We start from the raw sequence: 23,633 nt of genomic DNA, 5'->3' as shown, positions 1-23,633 counted from the left end.
ATGATTATCTCAAACAGATTAGCATATCTCGTCTGCTGGCAAGGAAGTTCGGGGGTATCGGAGCGTTCAAATTGGGGCAACATGCCGCATGGCCGGCGCTATTCAGATAAGCCCACACAGGACTAAACGGATTAGGGGGAATTATTTGCCCCGCTGAATGGCGTCCGCGCCATTCGGTTGCCCCAATTTGAACTTTGCCGGAGATAGCCCCGGGCTTCCTTGCCTCGGCGCGATAGCGACGACACACATAACTACCTATCTTTCTAACACAACTAAAAATGGTAGCAGACGTTTCCGCCTCCTACCATTTTAGCAAACATTATATCGTTCGAATGATTATCCCATGATACCAAGTGCGTAAGCCAAGATACCAACGGCGAACAATCCGAAGATGATTGTGATAGCTGATACGCGCTTACGTAGCAACCACAATACCAAGAACAACAATAGCAATGGTGCCAAACCAGGAATCAATTGGTTCAACGTGTCTTGCAACGTCGTAATCTTGTAGGCACCCAAAGTTTGACCACCTTGGATTTGTTGTACGATTTCGATCAACTTTGATACTGAAACGTGACCGTCGTTGATTTGTGAAGCCAAGCTTCCCATATCAACACCAGCACCGTCTTGTACCTTAACCTTTGAAACAACCAATGGGAAGTTCATCGTTGTCCAACGAGGAACCAGCACACCCATGATAAACATACCAAGGATTGAGGCACCCATCGTAATCTTTTGCATGGCACCACCGGCCAAGTTTTGTGTGATGTTAGTTCCTTGCTTGTAACCAAGGTCTTGTGTGTACCACAAGAATCCCATACGCAAGATGTTCCAAACAACGAAGAAGATGATTGGTCCCATGATTGAGCCACCTTGTGCCATACCGGCAGCAAAGGCTCCAAGCACTGGACGAACAGTTCCCCACCAGATTGGGTCACCGACACCGGCCAAAGGTCCCATCATTCCGACCTTAACACCTTGAATCGTTTCGTCATCGATATCAGCACCGTTTGCACGTTGCTCTTCCAAAGCCATTTCAACACCCAAGATTGGTGAAGCCACGTATGGGTGTGTGTTAAAGAATTCCAAGTGACGCTTCAAAGCTGCGGCACGATCTTCCTTTGATGAGTACAACTTCTTGATTGCAGGAATCATGGCGAATGCCCAACCAACGTTTTGCATACGCTCGTAGTTCCATGAACCTTGCAAGAAGAATGAACGCCACCAAGTTGCACGAAGTTCCTTCTTAGTCAAGTGAACTTCATTCTTTACTAATTCAGACATGATGTTATTCCCCCTGCTCCTAGTAGTTGTTCAAAATGGCATCGACTGGGTCGCCACCACTTCCGCCGGCAGAACCGCCGCCGTTTGATCCACCACCATTACCGCCGTTAAACTTTGGTGACAATTGTAGGTAAATCAATGCAAGTACCAATCCGATGATACCCATAGCAATCAAGTTCAATTCAGTCACGGCTGATAGGGCGAATCCCAAGAAGAAGAATGGCCACAACTCAGCAGTTGCCATCATGTTAATAACCATGGCGTAACCAACAACCACGATAAATCCACCGGCAACAGCCAATCCCTTAGTAATCACTTCTGGGATAGCGTTCAAAGCGGCATTAACAGGTCCGGCACCAACGGCCATAACAATCGCCGTTGGAATAGCAATACGCAATCCTTGGAAGACCAAAGCCAACCAGTGAACACGCTCAACACCAGCAATATTACCCTTTTCAGCTTCACGGTCAGCGACGTGAGCCAAGGCAACGGTAATCGTACGAACACCGATCGTCAAGATTTGTCCGGCAACGGCCAAAGGAATAGCGATAGCCATACCAGTCTTGATATCAACTTGTGCAGGTCCAGTAACCAAGTAAGCTGAAACAACTGATGCCAAAGCGGCATCGGGTGATAGCGGCTCCGATGTTCATCCATCCCAAAGCCAACATTTGCAACGTTCCACCAAGGATAACACCTTCCATTAGGTGACCAGTTGCCAATCCAATCAACGTTGCAGCGACCAGTGGTTGGTGGAATTGGAACTCGTCCAAAATTCCTTCCACACCGGCCAAGAATGCGATTAGAATTACGAAAAACGCTGAAATCATGCGTTCATCCTCCCAAATAATTTCTTAGCAATAAATAGTAGTTATTCAATTATGACTTCTTCAACAAGTCGAAGATGTCCTTGCTTTGATCACTTGGCACCTTTCGAACATCGAAAGAGATACCTTGGTCACGCAAGTACTCCAACGTCTTCACGTCTTCGTCATCAACGGCAACGGCATTCGTCACCATGCGCTTACCTTCTGAGTGAGACATTGAACCGATATTAATCTTGTCCAACTTAACCCCACCCTTAACAGCTTCGGCAACATCTTGTGGTGTTTCGAACAACAACAAGGCCTTAACTGAGGCGAAACGTGGGTCATCCCAAACATCAACCAACTTTTGAATAGGTACAACGTTAACCTTTACACCAACTGGTGCGGCTTGTACCAACAACGTCTTACGCAACTCATCCTTAGCAACACCGTCAGAAACAACGATGATACGGTTTGGTTGTACTGACTTCGTCCAGGCCGTTGCAACTTGTCCGTGCAACAAACGTGAGTCAATACGAGCCAATCGAACGTCGATTTGGCGCTCACCTGAGTGCTTTACTTCATTAATATCCCCCGCAGCTACTGCTGGTACTGCTTCGTCTGATGAAGTAGCTTCAGTAGCTGGTGCCGCCTCTTCCGTTTCTGGAATTGACTTCACACCTTCCTTGGCAACTGGTACCAAGTAGTGTGCAATTTCGGCAGCCGTTTCCATTGAGAAACGAGCACCATATGCTTCTACCAACATTGGTAGGTTCAAGCCTGACACAATCGCCATGCGATCTTCGTGTTGTGCTTGAATACGAGTTGCCGCGTTAAACGGTGACCCGCCCCACAAATCCACAAGGAACAAAACTTGTCCCTCTGGCTCAAACGTTGCCAATGCATCGTCGTACTTCTTCATCAAGTCTTCTGGACCCTCGTTTGGCATAAACGTTACAACTTGTACGTTCTCTTGCTCCCCGAAGATCATTTGACCTGATTGACGGATGCCGGCAGCGAACTCGCCGTGACTAGCAATAATGAAATTCACCATAATTGCCACGCTCCTTAAATTTATTAATCCCTTAGGTACAAGACAAATTGTACCCTACATGCGTTCATATGTAAACGCTTTCAGGGAAATGCGTTACAATTTTATGAATTTTCCTGTAAAACGCATAATATCGATATTAAATATTTACTGTGTTTTATTTATGAAAAAAGTCTTGTTTTTGTTTAGCTTGTGTATCCAGCACGCTTTAGAACCAATCCATGCTCAGGTGTACGGGCATTCACGACAATTTCTTCAACCGCAAAGATGTGTGCCAATTGTTCGTCGGTAAAAATGCCAGATGCAATCGCACACTCACGCAATGGCCTGTTCGTCTTAAGTGATTCCTTTGCCAATTCTGCCGCTTTCTTGTAACCAACCATGTTCGCCATTGCCGTTGCAAATGAGGCCGACAAATCAATGTCTTTAGCAAGGCGTTCTTCATTGTGAGTAATACCAGCAATGGCATGTTCTCGGAACGTCTTCATGGCCGACGTCAAATGCGTGATTGATGCAAACATACGATAGAACAAAACTGGCTCAAAGGCGTTTAATTCAAGTTGCCCCGCTTCAACAGCGGCCGTAATCGTGGCATCGTTTCCAATTACCTCGAATGCTACCTGATTAACAACTTCCGGAATAACTGGGTTAACCTTCCCTGGCATGATTGAACTTCCCGCTTGACGCGCAGGCAAGTTGATTTCGCTTAATCCTGATCTTGGACCAGAGCTTAGCAAACGCAAGTCATTGCTCATCTTTGATAGGTTCACTGCCAATGTCTTCAAAGCACCTGATAACGTTGTAAAGACATCCAAATTTTGCGTGGCATCAAACAAGTCGACGGCTTGGAACAATTCCAGCCCGGTCACAGTTTCCAACTTTGGAATAACGTGAACCTGATAGTGGTAAGAAACGTTAATCCCAGATCCAATCGCTGACCCGCCTAGGTTTAAGGTATGCAGGGCTGCTTCGGCATCTTGCAAGCGACGCAAATCACGACGCAATGGCTTCAAATAGGCGTGGAATGAATTTCCAAGCGTCATTGGCACTGCGTCCTGCAATTGTGTACGCCCCATTTTGTACACGCGTGCGAATTCGTCAGCCTTTGACCCTAGCGTTGAAATCAATGCTTCCAACTCATCAAAAAGTGGCGCCATCAAGCGAATCATCGCCAGCTTACCTGCTGATGGGTAAACATCATTTGTACTCTGCCCACGGTTAACGTGATCATTGGGATTGATACGGGCGTAATTTCCCTTTTCATCCCCCAACAATTCTAAAGCCAGATTGGCCACAACTTCATTCACATTCATGTTCATACTTGTGCCAGCCCCACCTTGAATTGGATCAAGCGGGAACATCGTGTAATCGATTGGTTGCTGCAAAAGTTGCTTAGTTGCCGCCACAATGGCATCAGCAGTTTCGGTTGGTAAGTCGCCAGCAGCCGCATTGACTAGCGCTGCAGCTTCTTTAATTTCAACCAGTCCGCGAATTAACTCCGGGTTAACCAGTTCACCGGTAATCGGAAAATTCTCGACGGCTCGTTGGGTGTGCACCCCGTAATATGCCGTTGCTGGTACTGAAACTGTTCCTAAAGAATCGCTCTCGTGTCTCATCTTATTTAGTCACCTCTTTAATAAATTTTGACTAGTGTACCGTGTATTTATGCCTAAAGTGTGTCTTTTTGTAAGGCTTCCTAACATCTTGTAACCGTTAAACGTTTTACGAAAGCGTGCTTTTATGATGATGATATAATGAAGAGACTTCTTTACGAGGAGATTTAATATGAAACAAACCTTTCGGTGGTGGCAAAATATTTTTGTCGAATACACACTACTATTTGTATTAACCGCTGGGGCTATTTTTTTGCCCTATTATTTAACCGGAACGTCACTTATCTGGCAATCAGATGGGATTGCGCAACACTTTCCAGCGTTGGTGCAATGGCAAGCTGATTTAAAAAACTTGCTATTCAACCATGAATGGCCGAACGCCTGGCAATGGCAAATCGGTCTTGGAGCAGATTATCTCCAAACGTTCGCTTATTACACGATGGGTGATATTTTCACATACGGGGTTGCCCTGGTGAGCAAAGCACATGTGCTGGCCTATTACAACTTGAGTATTATCGTCCGTCTCTTTTTGGCAGGCTTAAGTTTTATCATCACAGCACGCCATTTCGTGCCTAAACAGCAAAATTGGCAATATTTAATCGGTACTTTCGGTTATACCTTTTTTGGATATACCGCATTCGCTGCATTTGAACATCCGTTCTTTTTAAACCCGTTAATTATTTTCCCACTGCTGATTTTGACGTTGCATCGTGCATTGATCAAACATCGCTATGCCTGGTTCACTGTATTGGTTACTTGGACCCTATGGAATAATTTTTATTTCGCCTTTATGATGGCCATCGGTGCTGTCGTCTTTTGGTTGGGCTATCAATGGTTTAATCAGAATTGGTTTAATTGGCGCCAACATTTAGCTTTGTTGGCCAATGCCATCATCGGTGCATTGTTACCCATGATTTTATTCTTTCCAAGCATCATGGCAGTCTTACAGTCCGCCCGTTCTGGTAAGTCATTAGCTAACGGTCTAATTGTCTACCCCGCTTATTACTACTTAGGCTTACCAGGTAACTTAATCGGTAATTTAACAACACCCGACTTTTGGCTGACCGGTGGCTTTAGCGCCCTCAGTGTCATGGCCATTATTTTTAGCGTTCGTCGGTGGCGAACATACAAGCCATATGCTTTAATTTGGCTAATCAGTTTCATCGGTGTTTTACTACCCGTTTTCGCTGGTCTTTTGAATGGTGGTTCGTCCCCTTCCAACCGTTGGATTTTCATGTTGGCATTACCAATTGGCTTGGTGACCATCGTCATGCTTGGACAATTAAACCAACTAACCGCTCGTGATTATCTAACATTTTCACTAGTTGGACTCTTGTCGACCGCTTCGCTGTTTATCATGAGTAGTTTCAATCTGAACATGCGCTTTGGTTTAGTCATCGCTTGGTTCTTTGGCACAGTCGCTGTATTGTGGTTCACGCAGCATCACCTGTCACGTCCAAGACTCGCCTGGTTGTTAGTTGGGATAACATTATTCAACGTGGTGTTAATTACAAGTCGCAACCACACTGATAATACCAACCCAAATCAGAGTGACATGTTATCTACTGAGTCCGTTAAAAAGTTGTTGGCTAATCAAAAAAACTACGATTTAACCTCAAATAAGTTCGAACGTAGTTTTGTCGATAACCAACTTAGCAATGCAACGGGTATTGCGCCGGCAACTAATCTGCCAATCCTAAGTCACGTTAATAACGTTGAAAGTTACTGGTCACTCCAAAATGGCGCCGTTGGTAACCTGATGACGGCTTTAGAAATTGCACCATCAAACCCCAACGATGTGACGGGTAATCTCGACAATCGTGACGTCCTAAATAACATTTTGGGTATTAAACAACGTTTTCAAAATCCTGACACACTGACACCTGCTTCATATGGGGAACAGTCAGATGTCATGGTCAATGGCCAAAATGTCCTAACATCAAGGAATGCATATCCGTTGGTATATTTGCCAAAATATACCATTGCGCAACGTGACTTTAACCAACTATCTGCAACAAGAAAGGAAGCTACATTAGCTGATAGTGTCGTTGTTCCAAGTGTGACATCCGGTGAAACTTCAGCCTTTGCTCAAAAAGTGATAACAACTAAGGTTCGTACAGACCAGACGAAACCAGCAAAGAACAGCGTGCACTTCCGTTATACGACCCATGCTTCATTGTTGCCTGAGGGTATCTTCTTACCGGCCGATAAGGCACTTAAGGGAACGGAATTGCACTTAACCTTGTCAAATATCACATTCCACCCTGCGTCGTTAGCAGAGCAACATAATCAAGCTTTGGCGCAGTATGAGTATGATTACGAGCAATCGAGTCGCAACCCACAAAATGAACCTGATTTGCGCCATAATACCGCCGCTTATTCATGGAATTGGTATCAACACAATGTAAAAAACGCGGGTAATGAAATCGGCGGTTATACGATTACGGCTGGTTATGCGAATCGAGAAATCAGTACAACGCAAACTGGTCAAACAAACCTGTCATTTTACAACCCTCGTCAAAGCGTTACGTTAAATCTTGGCCAGGCAACGAAAATCAGTCAGGAACAATTCATTCCGCTCACTTTCTCACGTCCTGGAACGTATGAATTCGACGCCTCAATTGAAGCTATTCCAACTGATAAACGATTTACCAAGGTTGCTGAGGCGACACAATCGACCGCACCTCGTGTCCAGCTGACTGATGACGCCGTGAAGACTACGGTGTCAGTTAAAACACCTCGCGTATTGGCAACAACTATTCCTTACAGTTCTGGTTGGTCGGCTAAGGGTTACGACCTTCAGAAAATCAATAATGGTTTCATTGGCATTCCCCTACACAGTGGTCAGAATACTATTCATTTAACTTACGAGACCCCAGGTTTGGCCATTGGTCGTTGGCTAAGTCTGACTGGTATAACGCTATTTGTCCTAGCGACATTAATACGCCATTATCGAAAATAAAAAAAGAGATTAACACCTCGTCTTAAATACGTAACGTGTTAATCTCTTTTTTTAGGCAAATTTTCCTGACTCATCAGCCAGCAACAATTCGCGTTCAATTTTTTCTTTAGCACCCAAATCAGCCATCCATTCGGTTGGGAAATCTGGATCGGCAAACGTCATGATAACTGCGACTAAGGCCGCAATTGTATCTGTGTCATCACCTAGTGCAGCCGCCGTCTGAACAGCCTCTGCAAAGCTTGTTGTGTGCAGCAACGTCCATAGAACCGCTTGCAACGTGTCGACAACGTAACCTGAACTAGGCACCTCATCACGCGTCATAGTCTTAAGATGATTGATAATATCAACTGATGATTGCTCGTCAGTAATCGCTAACCAAGTTCTTCTGTTTCAAGCGCGGCCGTTTCCATAGCTGTACGATTAGAACGACGAATGGCCATATCTAATGCACGTTCTACATTTTGTACACGTGGCATCATACGTAAGAAATAGATAAAGAAACGGGATGCTAGTCGTGAACGACGGTGTCCATGAGTTAGACCAGTTAGTTCGTCACTAATCTCTTCAATCGTGCGATCAGAATCAAACTCGTAAAAAGCAATCGGCCAAACACGCATCAAGGCACCATTACCGTTGTTTAGTTCATCGTCTGGTCGGAAGTAACTGGTATCACCCGTTTCCTCGTATGACTTAATTGCAGCTGCTGTACCGTTGCCAACGTCGAACACTTCACCGTATGGTGTGAAAGCCCCATTCTCTAGATAATCAACAAAATTGCCCATCACTGTCTTTAAATCAAACGGCTCAAACAAAGCATTGATTGTTGCGAGCGTTAGGCTGGTATCATCACTCCACGTTCCCTTAGGTTGTGCATGTGTTTGATAGCCAACCATTTCTGGTACGACTTCATAAGTATCACGTCCCTTAAATTCGTATGGCACACCAAACGCATCACCCATGGCGAAAGCATACATGGCTTGTCTTAAATACGTTGCTTTCATATGCTGCTCCTCTAATTAAACACGATCCATTGCAAACCAGTCAGCGATGCTCATCCATTCGCCTGTAGATTTGGCTTGAATTTGGTAGCCGGTAATATCATATAAGGTTTTACGATCCCCCTTTAGCGGTGACCAGTACGTTTCGTCAGCACGGCGAATGACATCCCAATAGTTATACACATCTTCAGCCCCGGCTTCATCACGAACATGGAAGCCCTCAGCTAAATTGAAACTCTTCTCACCGACTTGGGGACCGCCGACACCTAAATCAACTAGTAGTTGCTGATATGATTCGTTTGTAATTGGTTCGTTAGCCATATCTTATCCCTCACTTGTTCTATGCTAAATTTATTTTACAACAGAATTTACGTACTGACAGTACAAAAAAAGAGGCTTAGGAGAACCTAAACCTCTAATGATCGGGACGACAGGATTCGAACCTGCGACCCCCTGGTCCCAAACCAGGTGCTCTACCAAGCTGAGCTACGTCCCGATATTGATTTGTTCAAAATAAAAAGCCCGTTTCCGGACGTTTCATTTTGAAATGCCGTCGGTGGGGGTCGAACCCACACTCCCTTGCGGGAACTGGATTTTGAGTCCAGCGCGTCTGCCTATTCCGCCACAACGGCAATTTATTAAACATTACGTCAGGGCGGTAGATGGGAATCGAACCCACGCATGTCGGTACCACAAACCGATGTGTTAACCACTTCACCACTACCGCCATGGCAGGGGTAGAGGGAATCGAACCCCCACCAACGGTTTTGGAGACCGTCGTTCTACCGTTAAACTATACCCCTAAAATGGAGACGTAATATTTAATTATACGGTCACAACGGGATTCGAACCCGTGATCTTTCGCGTGACAGGCGAACGTCCTAACCAACTAGACCATGCGACCAATGGACGTTACAGGGATCGAACCTGTGACCCCCTGCTTGTAAGGCAGGTGCTCTCCCAGCTGAGCTAAACGTCCATGTGCATCGCGACGTCCTATCCTCGCAGGAAGCGATCCTCCAACTACTTTCGGCGCTATTGAGCTTAACTTCTGTGTTCGGTATGGGAACAGGTGTGACCTCAATGCCATCATCACGACACGCTATTTAATTGAGAAAATTTTAGCTCTCTCAAAACTGAATCATAATCTGTAAATCAAACTTCGTTTGAGCCTTACACCACGTTTTCAACTTGGTTAAGTCCTCGAACCATTAGTACTAGTCCGCTCCATGCGTCGCCGCACTTCCACTTCTAGCCTATCTACCTCATCATCTCTGAGGGGTCTTACTTCATAAAGAATGGGAAATCTCATCTCGAGGCGAGTTTCACACTTAGATGCTTTCAGCGTTTATCTCATCCGTACATAGCTACTCAGCGATGCTCCTGGCGGAACAACTGATACACCAGAGGTACGTCCACCCCGGTCCTCTCGTACTAAGGGCAGCTCCTCTCAAATTTCCTACGCCCGCGACGGATAGGGACCGAACTGTCTCACGACGTTCTGAACCCAGCTCGCGTACCGCTTTAATGGGCGAACAGCCCAACCCTTGGGACCGACTACAGCCCCAGGATGCGATGAGCCGACATCGAGGTGCCAAACCTCCCCGTCGATGTGGACTCTTGGGGGAGATAAGCCTGTTATCCCCAGGGTAGCTTTTGTCCGTTGAGCGATGGCCCTTCCATGCGGAACCACCGGATCACTAAGCCCTACTTTCGTACCTGCTCGACTGGTAAGTCTCACAGTCAAGCTCCCTTGTGCCTTTACACTCTGCGAATGATTTCCAACCATTCTGAGGGAACCTTTGGGCGCCTCCGTTACCTTTTAGGAGGCGACCGCCCCAGTCAAACTGCCTGCCAGACACTGTCTTCCACCACGCTTAGTGGTGCGAGTTAGAGTGGTCATACAACGAGGGTAGTATCCCAATGACGCCTCCACCGAAACTAGCGTCCCGGTATCTACGGCTCCTACCTATGCTGTACAAGCTGCACAAACACTCAATATCAAGCTACAGTAAAGCTCCATGGGGTCTTTCCGTCCTGTCGCGGGTAACCCGCATCTTCACGGGTATTTAAATTTCACCGAGTCTCTCGTTGAGACAGTGCCCAGATCGTTACGCCTTTCGTGCGGGTCGGAACTTACCCGACAAGGAATTTCGCTACCTTAGGACCGTTATAGTTACGGCCGCCGTTTACTGGGGCTTCAATTCGTACCTTCGCCGAAGCTAAGCACTCCTTTTAACCTTCCAGCACCGGGCAGGCGTCAGCCCCTATACGTCATCTTACGATTTTGCAGAAACCTGTGTTTTTGATAAACAGTCGCCTGGGCCTATTCACTGCGGCTCAGCTTTCGCTGAGCACCCCTTCTCCCGAAGTTACGGGGTCATTTTGCCGAGTTCCTTAACGAGAGTTCACTCGCTCACCTTAGGATGCTCTCCTCGACTACCTGTGTCGGTTTGCGGTACGGGCAGGTAAACACTAACTAGAAGCTTTTCTCGGCAGCGTGACATCACGGACTTCCCTACTTTATTTCGGTCCTCATCATAACTTGTCCTTAAAAGATAAAGCATTTAACTCGATCTAAGACTTATTATTTAACCCAGCATATCCAGCAGCTGGGATCCGTTAGCCTTCTGCGTCCCTCCATCGTTCAAACATGTTCACCTGGTACAGGAATCTCAACCTGTTATCCATCGACTACGCCTCTCGGCCTCGCCTTAGGTCCCGACTAACCCTGGGAGGACGAGCCTTCCCCAGGAAACCTTAGTCATACGGTGGACAGGATTCTCACCTGTCTTTCGCTACTCATACCGGCATTCTCACTTCTAAGCGCTCCACCAGTCCTCACGGTCTGACTTCATCGCCCTTAGAACGCTCTCCTATCGCGCCACTTACGTGGCACCCGTAGTTTCGGTGGTGTGTTTAGCCCCGGTACATTTTCGGCGCAAATCACTCGACTAGTGAGCTATTACGCACTCTTTAAATGGTGGCTGCTTCTAAGCCAACATCCTAGTTGTCTATGCAACTCCACATCCTTTTCCACTTAACACACACTTAGGGACCTTAACTGACGATCTGGGCTGTTCCCCTTTCGACAATGGATCTTATCACTCACTGTCTGACTCCCGGACATACGTGATTGGCATTCGGAGTTTATCTTAATTTGGTAACCCGAGATGGGCCCCGCACCAAAACAGTGCTCTACCTCCAACACGCTACATTCCGAGGCTAGCCCTAAAGCTATTTCGGAGAGAACCAGCTATCTCCAAGTTCGATTGGAATTTCACCGCTACCCACACCTCATCCCAGCATTTTTCAACATGCACGGGTTCGGGCCTCCAGTGCGTTTTACCGCACCTTCACCCTGGACATGGGTAGGTCACCTGGTTTCGGGTCTACAACAACATACTAATTCGCCCATTTCAGACTCGCTTTCGCTACGGCTCCGGTCTTTCCACCTTAACCTTGCATGGTATCGTAACTCGCCGGTTCATTCTACAAAAGGCACGCTATCACCCATTAACGGGCTCTAACTTCTTGTAGGCACATGGTTTCAGGAACTTTTTCACTCCCCTTCCGGGGTGCTTTTCACCTTTCCCTCACGGTACTGGTTCACTATCGGTCACTAGGGAGTATTTAGCCTTGCGAGATGGTCCTCGCGGATTCCGACCGGATTTCACGTGTCCGGCCGTACTCAGGATCCTGACGGGAGGTCAACACTTTTCGCATACGGGGCTATCACCCTGTCTCGCTCAGCTTCCCAGCTGATTCTGCTAAATGTTAACTTTGTAACTCCACAATGTCAGTCCTACAACCCCAAAGTGCAAGCACTTTGGTTTGGGCTCTACCGATTTCGCTCGCCGCTACTGACGGTATCGATTTTTCTTTCTATTCCTGTTGCTAATGAGATGTTTCAGTTCACAACGTCTACCTTCAACCTAACTATATATTCATTAGGTGATAACTTGCATAACAAGTTGGGTTCCCCCATTCGGAAATCTCCGGATCAAAGCTTACTTACAGCTCCCCGAAGCATATCGGTGTTAGTCCCGTCCTTCATCGGCTCCTAGTGCCAAGGCATCCACCATGCGCCCTTAATAACTTAACCTATCAACTGACGTTGATGATATAAGTTTGAGTATGTGGCTCAAGGCCACAAGCGATTTTAAACTAATTTAAAAAACTCAAAAAATTACGCGGTGTATTTTTTCGGCTCAATTTATATTGATTAACAATATTAAATGAATTTAAAAATTTACAATTATGATTCAGTTTTCAAAGAACTAATGTTGCAACCCACAGGTTGCAATGGAGAATATCGGGATCGAACCGATGACCCCCTGCTTGCAAAGCAGGTGCTCTCCCAGCTGAGCTAATTCCCCATGATGTATTTAATTGAGTGTAAGTCACTCAAAACTGAATATCGTTTCAACGAATGTGTAGGTTTCCGATTTTCCTTAGAAAGGAGGTGATCCAGCCGCAGGTTCTCCTACGGCTACCTTGTTACGACTTCACCCTAATCATCTGTCCCACCTTAGACGGCTGGCTCCCGAAGGTTACCCCACCGGCTTTGGGTGTTACAAACTCTCATGGTGTGACGGGCGGTGTGTACAAGACCCGGGAACGTATTCACCGCGGCGTGCTGATCCGCGATTACTAGCGATTCCGACTTCATGTAGGCGAGTTGCAGCCTACAATCCGAACTGAGACGTACTTTAAGAGATTAGCTCACCCTCGCGGGTTGGCAACTCGTTGTATACGCCATTGTAGCACGTGTGTAGCCCAGGTCATAAGGGGCATGATGATTTGACGTCATCCCCACCTTCCTCCGGTTTGTCACCGGCAGTCTCACTAGAGTGCCCAACTGAATGCTGGCAACTAGTAATAAGGGTTGCGCTCGTTGCGGGACTTAACCCAACATCTCACGACACGAGCTGACGACAACCATGCACCACCTGTCACCTTGTCCCCGAAGGGAACGCTCCATCTCTGGAGTTGTCAAGGGATGTCAAGACCTGGTAAGGTTCTTCGCGTTGCTTCGAATTAAACCACATGCTCCACCGCTTGTGCGGGTCCCCGTCAATTCCTTTGAGTTTCAACCTTGCGGTCGTACTCCCCAGGCGGAGTGCTTAATGCGTTAGCTGCGGCACTTAAGGGCGGAAACCCTCAAACACCTAGCACTCATCGTTTACGGTGTGGACTACCAGGGTATCTAATCCTGTTTGCTACCCACACTTTCGAGCCTCAACGTCAGTTACAGTCCAGAAAGCCGCCTTCGCCACTGGTGTTCTTCCATATATCTACGCATTTCACCGCTACACATGGAGTTCCACTTTCCTCTACTGCACTCAAGTCATCCAGTTTCCAAAGCAATTCCTCAGTTGAGCTGAGGGCTTTCACTTCAGACTTAAATAACCGTCTGCGCTCGCTTTACGCCCAATAAATCCGGATAACGCTTGGAACATACGTATTACCGCGGCTGCTGGCACGTATTTAGCCGTTCCTTTCTGGTAAGATACCGTCACACATTGAACAGTTACTCTCAATGTCATTCTTCTCTTACAACAGTGTTTTACGAGCCGAAACCCTTCATCACACACGCGGCGTTGCTCCATCAGGCTTTCGCCCATTGTGGAAGATTCCCTACTGCTGCCTCCCGTAGGAGTATGGGCCGTGTCTCAGTCCCATTGTGGCCGATCAGTCTCTCAACTCGGCTATGCATCATCGCCTTGGTAAGCCATTACCTTACCAACTAGCTAATGCACCGCGGGACCATCTCTTAGTGATAGCAGAACCATCTTTTAAATAACAACCATGCGGTTGTCATTGTTATACGGTATTAGCATCTGTTTCCAAATGTTATCCCCTGCTAAGAGGTAGGTTTCCCACGTGTTACTCACCCGTTCGCCACTCTTTGCAATGTCCATCGTCATATCTGAGCAAGCTCTTCAAATCAGTTGAACCACAAAGCGTTCGACTTGCATGTATTAGGCACGCCGCCAGCGTTCATCCTGAGCCAGGATCAAACTCTCAATTTGAAGTTTGAGTATAACTCAATTTTTGTTGTTTAACAGAAGTTAAACGAATTTACTAGCGAATTGACTTCGCAAATGTTTTTGCATCAAGCTTAGCTTGATGACCCTACACATTTGTTTCATCGAAACGATATTCAGTTTTCAATGACCTACGTCGTCGCCTTGACGACTTAATCTATACTACAGAAGAAAGAATGAAATGTCAACAACTAATTTCAATCAATTTTCATACGTCGTTCATAAGTATCAAATACCACGAAGCGACTTAACATATATTACAGAAGACTCAACCGATTGTCAACAACCAATTTCAACTTCTTTTTATGAATCACAACTCGTTGATTAAATACATTTTGTACCGCTCATTTGAGTGCTTAAATAATATACCCCATCCACGAACGTTCGTCAACTACTTTGTTATATCGCATTTTTCCGAACAATCCAGAGATGCAAAAAAGCACCTCAGCAATTGCTGAAGTGCTTTCATACTTATTGTTGTGCTGCGTCATCAGTTGGCGTTTCTTCACTTGAAGATTCACTGCTTGAAACAGCTTGTTGAATTGTTTGTGGTTGTCCACCTAATTCAGGCGCATCAGTCACATAGTCACTCATCGTAGACGTGTGATTGTGCTGATCAATCAAAGTCGTATCACTTTGCTTATCCATCTTCTCAAGAGAGCAAGTCCGTCGGCCTTCTTATATGAGTAGTCCTTCTTATTAACCTTCTTGAAACCTTCTGGTGTGTAGAAGCGTAGCAAATCGCCAGTTTGCACATCATCTGAGTACGTTAGCATCTTATTAACGTATGCTTGTGTCTCATCAATAATTTGCTTAGCTCGCGGATCTTCCTTTGGCTTGATCTTTGTACCTGTCGTTGTGACGTAGTAGTTTCCACCATACTTCATGTATTCGGCCGATACCCAGTCACCGTTACGGAATGGTACAACCTGCTTGCGGTTTGGCGCTAGCAAGTCTTGACCGAATTGCACGTTATTTGATGTTGAAACACCGAGCAAGTGCAAAATCGTTGGCATCACATCAATTTCACCACCATAAGTGTGGTTAATACCACCTTGCAAACCAGGTGCGTGCACAATGAATGGTACCTTTTGCCAGTTAGCCAAGTCATATGAGTTAACTGAACTCTTGCCCATCAACTTCGCAATTGCCGCTGGGTGGTTCTCTGAAATACCATAGTGATCACCGTACAAAACAATCATTGAGTTGTCATACAAACCTGACTTCTTCATCCAAGTTAGGAACTCACCAAATGCTTGATCAAGGTAGCGTGCTGTTTGTACGTAACCATCAACCGTCTTATCACCAGTGGTCGTCTTCTCAATCGAAATGTTTTGCTTATCCAGGTCATATGGATAGTGGTTCGTCACCGTAATAATCTTTGAATAGAATGGTTGTGGTAATTGTTCAAGATATTTAGCAGAGTCCTGCAAGAAAATCTTATCCTTCATACCATAACCAATGTTGTAATTTGCGTTATCCGCGTCCTTGAAATATGGCTTACTAAAGAAGTAGTCATAGCCCCATGACTTATACGTGTTGTCACGGTTCCAGAACGAAGCAACGTCACCGTGGAAAGCAGCTGTCGTATAACCTTGTTGGTCCAAGATAGCTGGCACGGCTTGGTACGTATTTGACGTACCGTAGTTAACCATGGCTGAACCAGAAGCCGTACCGAACAATCCCGTCTCCAGCATTGTTTCAGCATCGGCCGTCTTACCTTGACCGACTTCATTATAGAAGTTATCAAACGCCAACGTATTTTGATCGTGATAGAACGCATTCAAATTTGGCGTTACTTCAACGTCATTTACCTTGTAATCAATCAAGAATTGTTGGAATGACTCCAAGTGGAACATGATGACATTCTTGCCCTTCTCTTTACCGAAGTAAACAGAGTTCTCCAACGTCTTTTTACCATCAACAAACTTCTTAATCTTATCTAGGTCTGAGGCCTTAGCTTCTTTCTTAACATCCGCAGTCTGCTTCGTCTTGAAGATGTTATAGGCTGCGTACTCATTCAAACCAAGATACTTAACGATGTAGTTGTTATCAAACGTACGCGTCAAAAGACCAGAACGATCCTTAGAAGCGATACCATAACCAACAAACATCAACAGAACACCGAATACGGTTACCAAAGCAGCAAAGCGCTTTTGGACCGCCGTCTTATCAACCTTAATCACCTTCACTAGCAAAAGGACAATCAAGACAATAATATCAACAAAGACTAGGAAGTCAGATACGTGAATGATTCCCGCAATTGACTTACCTAAATTATTTTCAACTGACCCACCAGACCCCATGATGTTCAATGACAAGAAATCAGAGAACTCACGGTAGTACAACATATTGGCGAACAACCAAATTGATTGCACAAGGTTAATTAGCAACATCAACCAGTAAGCGATGCGTCCACGGAAGTACAACGCAATTCCGAGCAAAATAATTGCCGTTGGAATTGGGTTCAAGAACAACAAGAACTCTTGAAGTGTTCCTTGTACACCCAATGAAAAGTTTGTCTTATATGCCCAATACGTCTTCAACCATACCAAGAAGACCGATAGCATAAAGAAGCCTACAGTTGAGTTGAAGTCTGGCCACCATTTCTTGATGACTGAAACTACTCGTTGCATTTTATTACGCTCCATTTTCTCTCTAGGTCCATCCGACCTTAAAAATTACAATATTCAGTATACCGCTCTTCCATTAAAGAAACATAAAATCGTCTTAAATACTTGTGCGTATCTGCAACTATTTAAAAGGTTTCCTTAAAGTCTTGGAGCGCTTCGTAAATATCAATCGCGACTAAATCGGCATCATCAAATGCAAAACGTCGATTATTATCACGTAGACCTTCAACCGCAAATACCTTTGATGGTCGGTCATAGACTACTGTCACGACCGTCACCCCAAACGCGTCAAAATGACGGGTTTGGATTTCTTCACGATCATCAATCATCATGGCACGAATGCGCTGTGCAATCTGTACCAAATCACTTTCTCGACTCATGTTTATTTCCTTCTCTTCGCTGCATTCAGATTAAAGGCAACGATACCTGCAAACATCCCCAGGTAGTAGGTAATCAAACGCCAAATCATCATGGCGAATAGCAATACAGATGCAGATGGCAAGAATTGGGAGAATAAAACCGCAAATCCCGCTTCCGCTCCCCCAGTTCCGCCTGGGATTGGGAACAACGAAATCACCATCACAATCAGCACGTGTAAGGCTGTCACCAAAATAACATTAATTGGCGATACGCCTAATCCCAACAAGATAAAGTATGGAATGAGGTAGTACACCGCCATTTGGAAAAATGTGACCACAATTGCTTTGACTAACGCCGGCCAATCATGACTCATGCGGACACTTTCGCGATGAAAATTATCAATTTTCTCATCGACAACATCTTTCCACTTCTCAACAATCGCTGGTCGGAACCAGCTTATTGGTTTAAACACCAATAGGACCATTGTACGGGTCAACATTGGCCAGTACATAACCAACAAGAGCCCTACAATCACCGCTAAGTGAATCACAAAACCAAACAATACTAAGATAGCCCACGCATGTAGCTTATCAGCTATGTAGTGGTACCCAATTGTTAACGCCATCAAAAAATTAACAACAATCATGCCTTGGTAAACCACAAACTTCATCAACAAAATCGAACCCGCACGGCCAGGATCGATGCCAGCCTGTGCAAGGGTAATCATTTGCATAGGTTGTCCACCAGTAGCGAATGGCGTAATACCATTCCCTAATTGTTCAACCAGCGGCACTCGGATAGCATCACGCCAACTCAGCTTTTCATGGGCATCATCAACAAAAATCTTAACAACAACTGCCTCTAATAGTAGATAGACCACCATCGCGCCAACCGCGACAATCAACCACCACCAATTCGCGTTTTTAACCTCCGATGCAAATTGTGTCCAACTAATCTTACGGAAAGACCAGTAAAAAATCCCCAAACCAATTAGCATCATGATGGTAAAAACAATGCCATTCCGTCTCGTCATTGACTTACCCCTTGTTTTTCAAGCCCGCTTGTTCGGTATAGAATTTCTCCCAAATATCTGCCACGTAATCAGCAGAATAACGTTCAGACGCAGCTAAGGCCTGCTTTGACAATTTAGCACGCAGTTCAGGTTGATCGTGCAAAGCTGTTAATTGTGCTTGCATCGCTTCACGGTCTGAACCAGCGAGATAATAACCATCGATAATGGCACGGTACAAATCCAAATCACGCAAGACTGTTGGTGTCCCCGTGCTAAATGCCTCCAAAGCAGACATTGGGAACAACTCCGTATAACTTGGTAACAGGAAAACATCCGCCACATTGTAATAACCATTAATAACTGCACGGTCAACAATCCCTGGGAATTTTAGGTTGGCCGGTGGGTTTTTCAAAACCTTTTTTAACTCATCGTAACCAGCTGTAATTGACCCAAATGAGAATCCACCAACCCAAACAAACGTCCAATCTGGATTATCTTTTGCCATGGCAATAAAATCCCAGATACCTTTGCGTTCTTGAATTTGGCCAACGCCCAAGACGACAAAAGCATCTTGATCAATACCAAATTGCTTTCGCAACGCCATTTTTTGGTCATCTGGTAACGGATGGAATTGCGTCTTCGTGACAAAGTTTGGAATATACGTCACCTTTTCACGCTTAACCCCTAACGCCACCAGTTTATCGATGAACGTTGGGTTAACAACAACAATGTGGTCCATACGCTTATAAAACGCCATCACATACCAATAAAAAATATTCTTAACTGGCCAGTGGAGGTTAATTGACCCCTCTAGTGTCTCAGGTAAAAAGTGAACATACCCAATGCGACGACCACGGCCAGGCAAGAATGTGTTCAAATAAAACCAAAAATCAATGGTGTGGTAGTGACTAATGTCAGCTGGTGCCAAACTATTGATACGGACTTGAAACTTATCTTTAAACTGTGCCGTCAACAAATTTATCAACTCACGATATGCTGATCCGACGCCTTGACCAGGTACCGTTTCAGCTGAAGAAAACATCGTAATTCTAATCATTAATCATCTCGTCGGAATGGATTCCGAAGCAGGAATGTCTTTGAGTACTCCACATCGTTTGCTTCGGCAGCTTCCGTATCCTCCTCTTCATGATAAACAGCCAACGCTTCTGCATAGAAATCAATGACGTGTTTACCAAATGTTCGTTCGTCAATCTCATGCAACACAGCTGCCCGTGTTTCAGGATTGCCAATCATTTCACCCGTTGACTTGGCCTTCAGATACATAACCATCGGCTCAAGTAATCCAAAACTATCGTCGACCAATGTACCGATGTTTTCATCAGTAACAATGGTGTCAAGATATGGACTGTGAATAGCAACAACTGGTGTGTCGGCGGTCATTGCTTCGATGAAGGTTAGCCCTTGCGTTTCAGAAACCGAGGCCGAAACAAAGACATCGCCCATCTTGTAGTAACCGTAAACATCGTTGTGATTGACCTCTCCAGTAAAAATAACATGGTCGTCAATCTCTAGTGCTGACACGTGCTCTTGCAAAGCTGCCATTGCTGGACCACCCCCAACGATGATAAACATCGCATCTGGAACCTCTTCTAAGGCTTCAGCGAATACTGATAGCGCATCATCAAGGTTCTTTTCAAAAGCAACGCGTCCCAATGATAATACCACTGGCGTTTCTGGCTTAAGGCCTAATTTTTCACGTAGGACAACACTAGTATCTTCTGCAGGTGAATGAAGCACATTAACACCGGTTGGTATAATCTCAATCGGTGCCTTCACCTTATACTTCATCAACGTATCGTAGGTCTGACGTGATGGTGAAATAATGCCGGTCATGCCCGCCATATAGTTGCGAGCAATCACAGCCACACTACCTGGGCGAATAATCTTACCGTTGGCAATGTAGTGCAAGTAGTCTTCATAATTCGTGTGGAACGTATGTACAACCGGAATCTTCAATTGACGTGCAACAAACTTCCCCATTACGCCGAGCGAAAACTCAGTTTGTGTGTGTACGATATCAAGTTGTAGTTTTTTAGCTAATTGAACAGCCTGAATTGCACCACGATATGTAATGCGCCGATCCTTAAATCCAACGAATGGCAAACTTGCAAAACGATAGATATTTGGTTCAAGCGTCCCCTTTTTTACCTTCGGATCGGTAGACGTAAAAATATAAACCTTATGTCCGTTAGCTTCCAATTGACGTCGCAACGTTTGAATCGATGTTGCAACCCCGGAAACCTGCGGGAAATAGGTATCCGTGAATAGTCCGATATTCATGATTTGTCACCTTTCACAATTTGTCTCATGTTACATGATACCAACAATCGTCCGCTTTTGGGATAGGTAGTCGTGACAGCTTTGTGAATTTTTATCTTCTTATTGTGTGCGCAAAAAAACCGCCGGCACGTTGGCCCGCGGTCACTTCAGCTATGATTTGCGACACATAGCTAGGGAAGCGCTACTCCGCCACCCTGTATTCAATTGTAAAAGGACCACCTTAGAGAACTAATCTGCAGCTTTAGTTGTCTGTCGCTAAGGTATGGTCACAACCAAATCTATAGTCTCATCTCTACCGCATCCAAGCTATTTGAAATTTTCATCAAACCGTGTCGGGAGCAGCCTCCAATCTCTGAACAAGCTTACATCCATCACTGGATTATCGTCCGTCGTCGAAGTAACCGATGCTAATGATCGCAAGAGATGTCAAATCATGACTAATGTGTTTATCTCTTAAAAATGATACGTGTTGTTATCTTGCGTCATTACTGTGACACGCCCGCATGGATTGCGGTAGATGATGGCACTACTGTGGTTGAAATAATTGTTTCTTCCAAAGTTATCATCTACCTTTCTTCCTTTGGTACATGTTTATAATAACGCACCTTGTAAGCGGTTACAAATATAAACACTCGGAATTTCGAAAAAGGTTTGGTGTTTGTGTCCGCCCTTACGGTCGGAGTGACCTGTCCCTTCTTTAGGCTCGCTAACCCAAGTAGACCATGACCTGTGGGGAGCGGAGTCCACGCCGATGGCGCGTACACCTTTACCTCCTCGTGGCTCTAAGCGGGAAACCCGCTAAGAACCCACACCCACGGGTCAAGGTCCACTTGGGTCTATACGCTCGGCGGGGCAGGTCACGGCGGCCGAGAAATACTATAATTGTTCGATTTTCATCCACCAAAATACATCAAGGTAAACCGTTCACCCATTTGGTTTCCGGTAGATGTAAATCTCAAACAGACTAGAATATCTTGGCTGCCGTGGCTGGGGGCGCCCCGCGTATAGAACGAGGAGTGGCTAAATATGTGGCAGTAGCACTTAGCGGTTTTACCGCTTAGTGCTACAAGGGGTAAAGGTGCACCGAGCTTGCTCGGGACTCCGCCCGCCACTATTTTGACACTCCTCGTTTAGCGGGCCAAAAGAAGCCCCCAGCCACTCGACGCAACGCGTCGACACACACCGCAAACTTTATCCGCGTGCTTCACCCCACGCCTTTGGATCCTGACGCCAAGCTTGTAGCGTCTCTAAGTCAGTATCATCTACTTGGCCTGATGCAATCGCTGCATCAATCAAAGCTGAGTAAGTCGTCAACGAAGCAAATGGTGTCTCAGCTGCTGCGAAGTTTTCATCAGCCGCTGGTAGTTCGTATGAAAAGATTGAGACAACGCCTAATACATCCCCGCCTTCACGACGTGTTGCTTCAACGGCACCCAAAACTGAGCCGCCCGTTGAAATCAAATCATCGATAAGGACAACCTTTTGACCAGCCGTTAACTCACCTTCGATTTGCTTACCAGCGCCGTGATCCTTTGGCTTTGAGCGCACGTAAATCATTGGCAATTCAAGTTCAGCTGCCACCCAGGCTGCGTGTGGAATGCCGGCTGTGGCCACGCCACCGATAACTTCGACTTCTGGGTACTCGTGCTTAATCAAATTCGCCAAACCCTTTGCAATCAACTTGCGGACCTTTGGGAAAGCAATCGTCTTACGGTTATCCGTATAAATTGGGCTCTTCAAACCTGACGCCCATGTGAATGGATCGTTTGGTTGTAGCTTAATGGCCTCGATATCCAACAAGGATTGGGCAACTGATGCTTTGTAATCTGTCATAAGTTTTCTCCGTTTTAAGCGTTAAATTCTGTTTCAATAAGTTGATATGCAGCAACTGGATCCGTTGCCTGCGTAATCGAACGGCCAACCACAATACCGTCGGCGCCCATTTCGGCTGCCCGTGCTGGTGTGACAACACGGCTTTGATCACCAACCGCATCCCCAACAAGGCGGATACCAGGCGTAATTGATAAGAAGCCAGCTGGCGTGTTCGCATGAATATCTGATGATTCGAACGCTGATGAAATCGTTCCTGCTACACCAGCTTCGGCCGCTAGTTGCGCCAAGTGGATAACTGATTCACGCATTGGAACCGTCACGAGTTGAGTTGTCTGCATTTCTTCCTCAGAAAATGAAGTCAGTTGTGTGATGGCCAACAACTTTGGTGCCGTTACACCGGCCGCGTCGGCCCCTTCTTGCGCACCATTTTTAGCCGCTTGTAGCATACGCACACCACCGGCTGCGTGAACCGTCAAATAATCCACACCCAGGCGGGCAACATTTTCCGTTGCCTGTTGCACCGTATTTGGAATGTCGTAAAGCTTCAAATCCAGAAAAACGGTAAAGCCTTGCTCCTTCAAAGCGGTAACTAAGGCTGGTCCTTCACGGTAGAACAACTCCATTCCCACTTTAACCGCTGGACGGACATCCGCCGGGAATTGATCCAAAAACGTCCACATCGTTTGGGCGTCTGGGAAATCTAAGGCAATAAATACTGGCTTTGTCATCG

The 23,633-nt window shown here is 45.8% G+C and carries 13 protein-coding genes, 7 tRNA genes, 3 rRNA genes and 2 pseudogenes; 1 reads left to right on the top strand and 24 read right to left on the bottom strand.

Features of this window, described 5'->3' with window-relative positions:
• Positions 1-336: 336 nt before the first annotated feature.
• The 4 genes and pseudogenes from OIT45_RS08645 to OIT45_RS08630 all read right to left on the bottom strand — a co-directional run bounded on the left by OIT45_RS08645 (position 337) and on the right by OIT45_RS08630 (position 4,757).
• On the bottom strand, positions 337-1,284 hold the full coding sequence (locus OIT45_RS08645) for a PTS system mannose/fructose/sorbose family transporter subunit IID (protein ID WP_135798223.1): 948 nt from the start codon (positions 1,282-1,284) through the stop codon (positions 337-339).
• A 19-nt stretch (positions 1,285-1,303) separates the two neighbouring features.
• Positions 1,304-2,114, bottom strand: a pseudogene (locus OIT45_RS08640) (PTS mannose/fructose/sorbose transporter subunit IIC).
• Positions 2,115-2,163: 49 nt separating this feature from the next.
• Positions 2,164-3,144 carry a mannose/fructose/sorbose PTS transporter subunit IIB gene (locus OIT45_RS08635; protein WP_135798224.1) on the bottom strand — a complete coding sequence of 327 codons (981 nt, stop codon included), beginning with the start codon at positions 3,142-3,144 and terminating at the stop codon, positions 2,164-2,166.
• A 182-nt stretch (positions 3,145-3,326) separates the two neighbouring features.
• Positions 3,327-4,757 carry an aspartate ammonia-lyase gene (locus tag OIT45_RS08630; protein ID WP_199403778.1) on the bottom strand — a complete coding sequence of 477 codons (1,431 nt, stop codon included), beginning with the start codon at positions 4,755-4,757 and terminating at the stop codon, positions 3,327-3,329.
• Positions 4,758-4,926: 169 nt separating this feature from the next.
• On the opposite strand from OIT45_RS08630, the gene OIT45_RS08625 reads away from it, so the two are divergent.
• Positions 4,927-7,716, top strand: a complete 2,790-nt coding sequence (locus OIT45_RS08625) for a YfhO family protein (protein WP_264339998.1) — start codon at positions 4,927-4,929, stop codon at positions 7,714-7,716.
• A 51-nt stretch (positions 7,717-7,767) separates the two neighbouring features.
• Here OIT45_RS08625 and OIT45_RS08620 read toward each other — a convergent pair whose 3' ends face one another.
• From OIT45_RS08620 to pyrF, 20 genes and pseudogenes are all read right to left on the bottom strand, one after another.
• Complete coding sequence (locus tag OIT45_RS08620; RefSeq protein ID WP_264330107.1) at positions 7,768-8,037, bottom strand: ADP-ribosylglycohydrolase family protein; 270 nt, start codon at positions 8,035-8,037, stop codon at positions 7,768-7,770.
• A 50-nt stretch (positions 8,038-8,087) separates the two neighbouring features.
• A complete protein-coding gene (locus OIT45_RS08615) occupies positions 8,088-8,717 on the bottom strand; it encodes an ADP-ribosylglycohydrolase family protein (RefSeq protein ID WP_264330106.1) in 630 nt (209 codons plus the stop codon).
• 15 nt (positions 8,718-8,732) lie between these two features.
• Positions 8,733-9,035, bottom strand: coding sequence for a hypothetical protein (locus OIT45_RS08610; protein WP_135798228.1), 303 nt, complete (start codon positions 9,033-9,035; stop codon positions 8,733-8,735).
• A gap of 101 nt (positions 9,036-9,136) precedes the next feature.
• Positions 9,137-9,210 (bottom strand) — tRNA-Pro (locus OIT45_RS08605).
• 52 nt (positions 9,211-9,262) lie between these two features.
• Positions 9,263-9,346: transfer RNA gene (locus tag OIT45_RS08600), tRNA-Leu, on the bottom strand.
• Positions 9,347-9,368: 22 nt separating this feature from the next.
• Positions 9,369-9,441, bottom strand: a tRNA-His gene (locus tag OIT45_RS08595).
• A gap of 2 nt (positions 9,442-9,443) precedes the next feature.
• Positions 9,444-9,517, bottom strand: a tRNA-Trp gene (locus tag OIT45_RS08590).
• Between the two features lie 27 nt (positions 9,518-9,544).
• Positions 9,545-9,618 (bottom strand) — tRNA-Asp (locus tag OIT45_RS08585).
• 2 nt (positions 9,619-9,620) lie between these two features.
• Positions 9,621-9,693, bottom strand: a tRNA-Val gene (locus OIT45_RS08580).
• A gap of 4 nt (positions 9,694-9,697) precedes the next feature.
• Positions 9,698-9,814 (bottom strand): 5S ribosomal RNA (gene rrf / locus OIT45_RS08575).
• 91 nt (positions 9,815-9,905) lie between these two features.
• A 23S ribosomal RNA gene (locus tag OIT45_RS08570) occupies positions 9,906-12,819 on the bottom strand.
• 201 nt (positions 12,820-13,020) lie between these two features.
• Positions 13,021-13,093, bottom strand: a tRNA-Ala gene (locus OIT45_RS08565).
• 79 nt (positions 13,094-13,172) lie between these two features.
• A 16S ribosomal RNA gene (locus OIT45_RS08560) occupies positions 13,173-14,749 on the bottom strand.
• The 16S, 23S and 5S rRNA genes sit together here with 7 tRNA genes alongside, the layout of an rRNA operon.
• Positions 14,750-15,235: 486 nt before the next feature.
• Positions 15,236-17,400: pseudogene (locus tag OIT45_RS08555) on the bottom strand (LTA synthase family protein).
• Between the two features lie 122 nt (positions 17,401-17,522).
• Positions 17,523-17,777, bottom strand: coding sequence for a DUF1797 family protein (locus OIT45_RS08550; protein WP_135520182.1), 255 nt, complete (start codon positions 17,775-17,777; stop codon positions 17,523-17,525).
• A 2-nt stretch (positions 17,778-17,779) separates the two neighbouring features.
• A complete protein-coding gene (locus tag OIT45_RS08545) occupies positions 17,780-18,790 on the bottom strand; it encodes a lysylphosphatidylglycerol synthase transmembrane domain-containing protein (RefSeq protein WP_199404209.1) in 1,011 nt (336 codons plus the stop codon).
• Positions 18,791-18,794: 4 nt separating this feature from the next.
• Positions 18,795-19,826, bottom strand: coding sequence for a glycosyltransferase family 4 protein (locus OIT45_RS08540; RefSeq protein WP_199404210.1), 1,032 nt, complete (start codon positions 19,824-19,826; stop codon positions 18,795-18,797).
• The gene (locus tag OIT45_RS08535; RefSeq protein ID WP_199404211.1) at positions 19,826-21,070 is read right to left on the bottom strand and encodes a glycosyltransferase; all 1,245 of its coding nucleotides are present in this window, start codon (positions 21,068-21,070) and stop codon (positions 19,826-19,828) included. The genes OIT45_RS08540 and OIT45_RS08535 overlap by 1 nt, the downstream gene beginning before the upstream one ends.
• 1,191 nt (positions 21,071-22,261) lie before the next feature.
• Complete coding sequence (gene pyrE, locus OIT45_RS08530; protein WP_199404212.1) at positions 22,262-22,903, bottom strand: orotate phosphoribosyltransferase; 642 nt, start codon at positions 22,901-22,903, stop codon at positions 22,262-22,264.
• A 14-nt stretch (positions 22,904-22,917) separates the two neighbouring features.
• The gene (pyrF, locus tag OIT45_RS08525; protein WP_199404213.1) at positions 22,918-23,631 is read right to left on the bottom strand and encodes an orotidine-5'-phosphate decarboxylase; all 714 of its coding nucleotides are present in this window, start codon (positions 23,629-23,631) and stop codon (positions 22,918-22,920) included.
• Positions 23,632-23,633 lie beyond the last annotated feature (2 nt).

The organism is Weissella sp. LMG 11983, from assembly GCF_025908495.1.
Lineage (GTDB): Bacteria > Bacillota > Bacilli > Lactobacillales > Lactobacillaceae > Weissella > Weissella fermenti.
The sequence above is the reverse complement of the archived record's forward strand: the minus strand, read 5'-3'. Positions and strand labels throughout refer to the sequence as shown.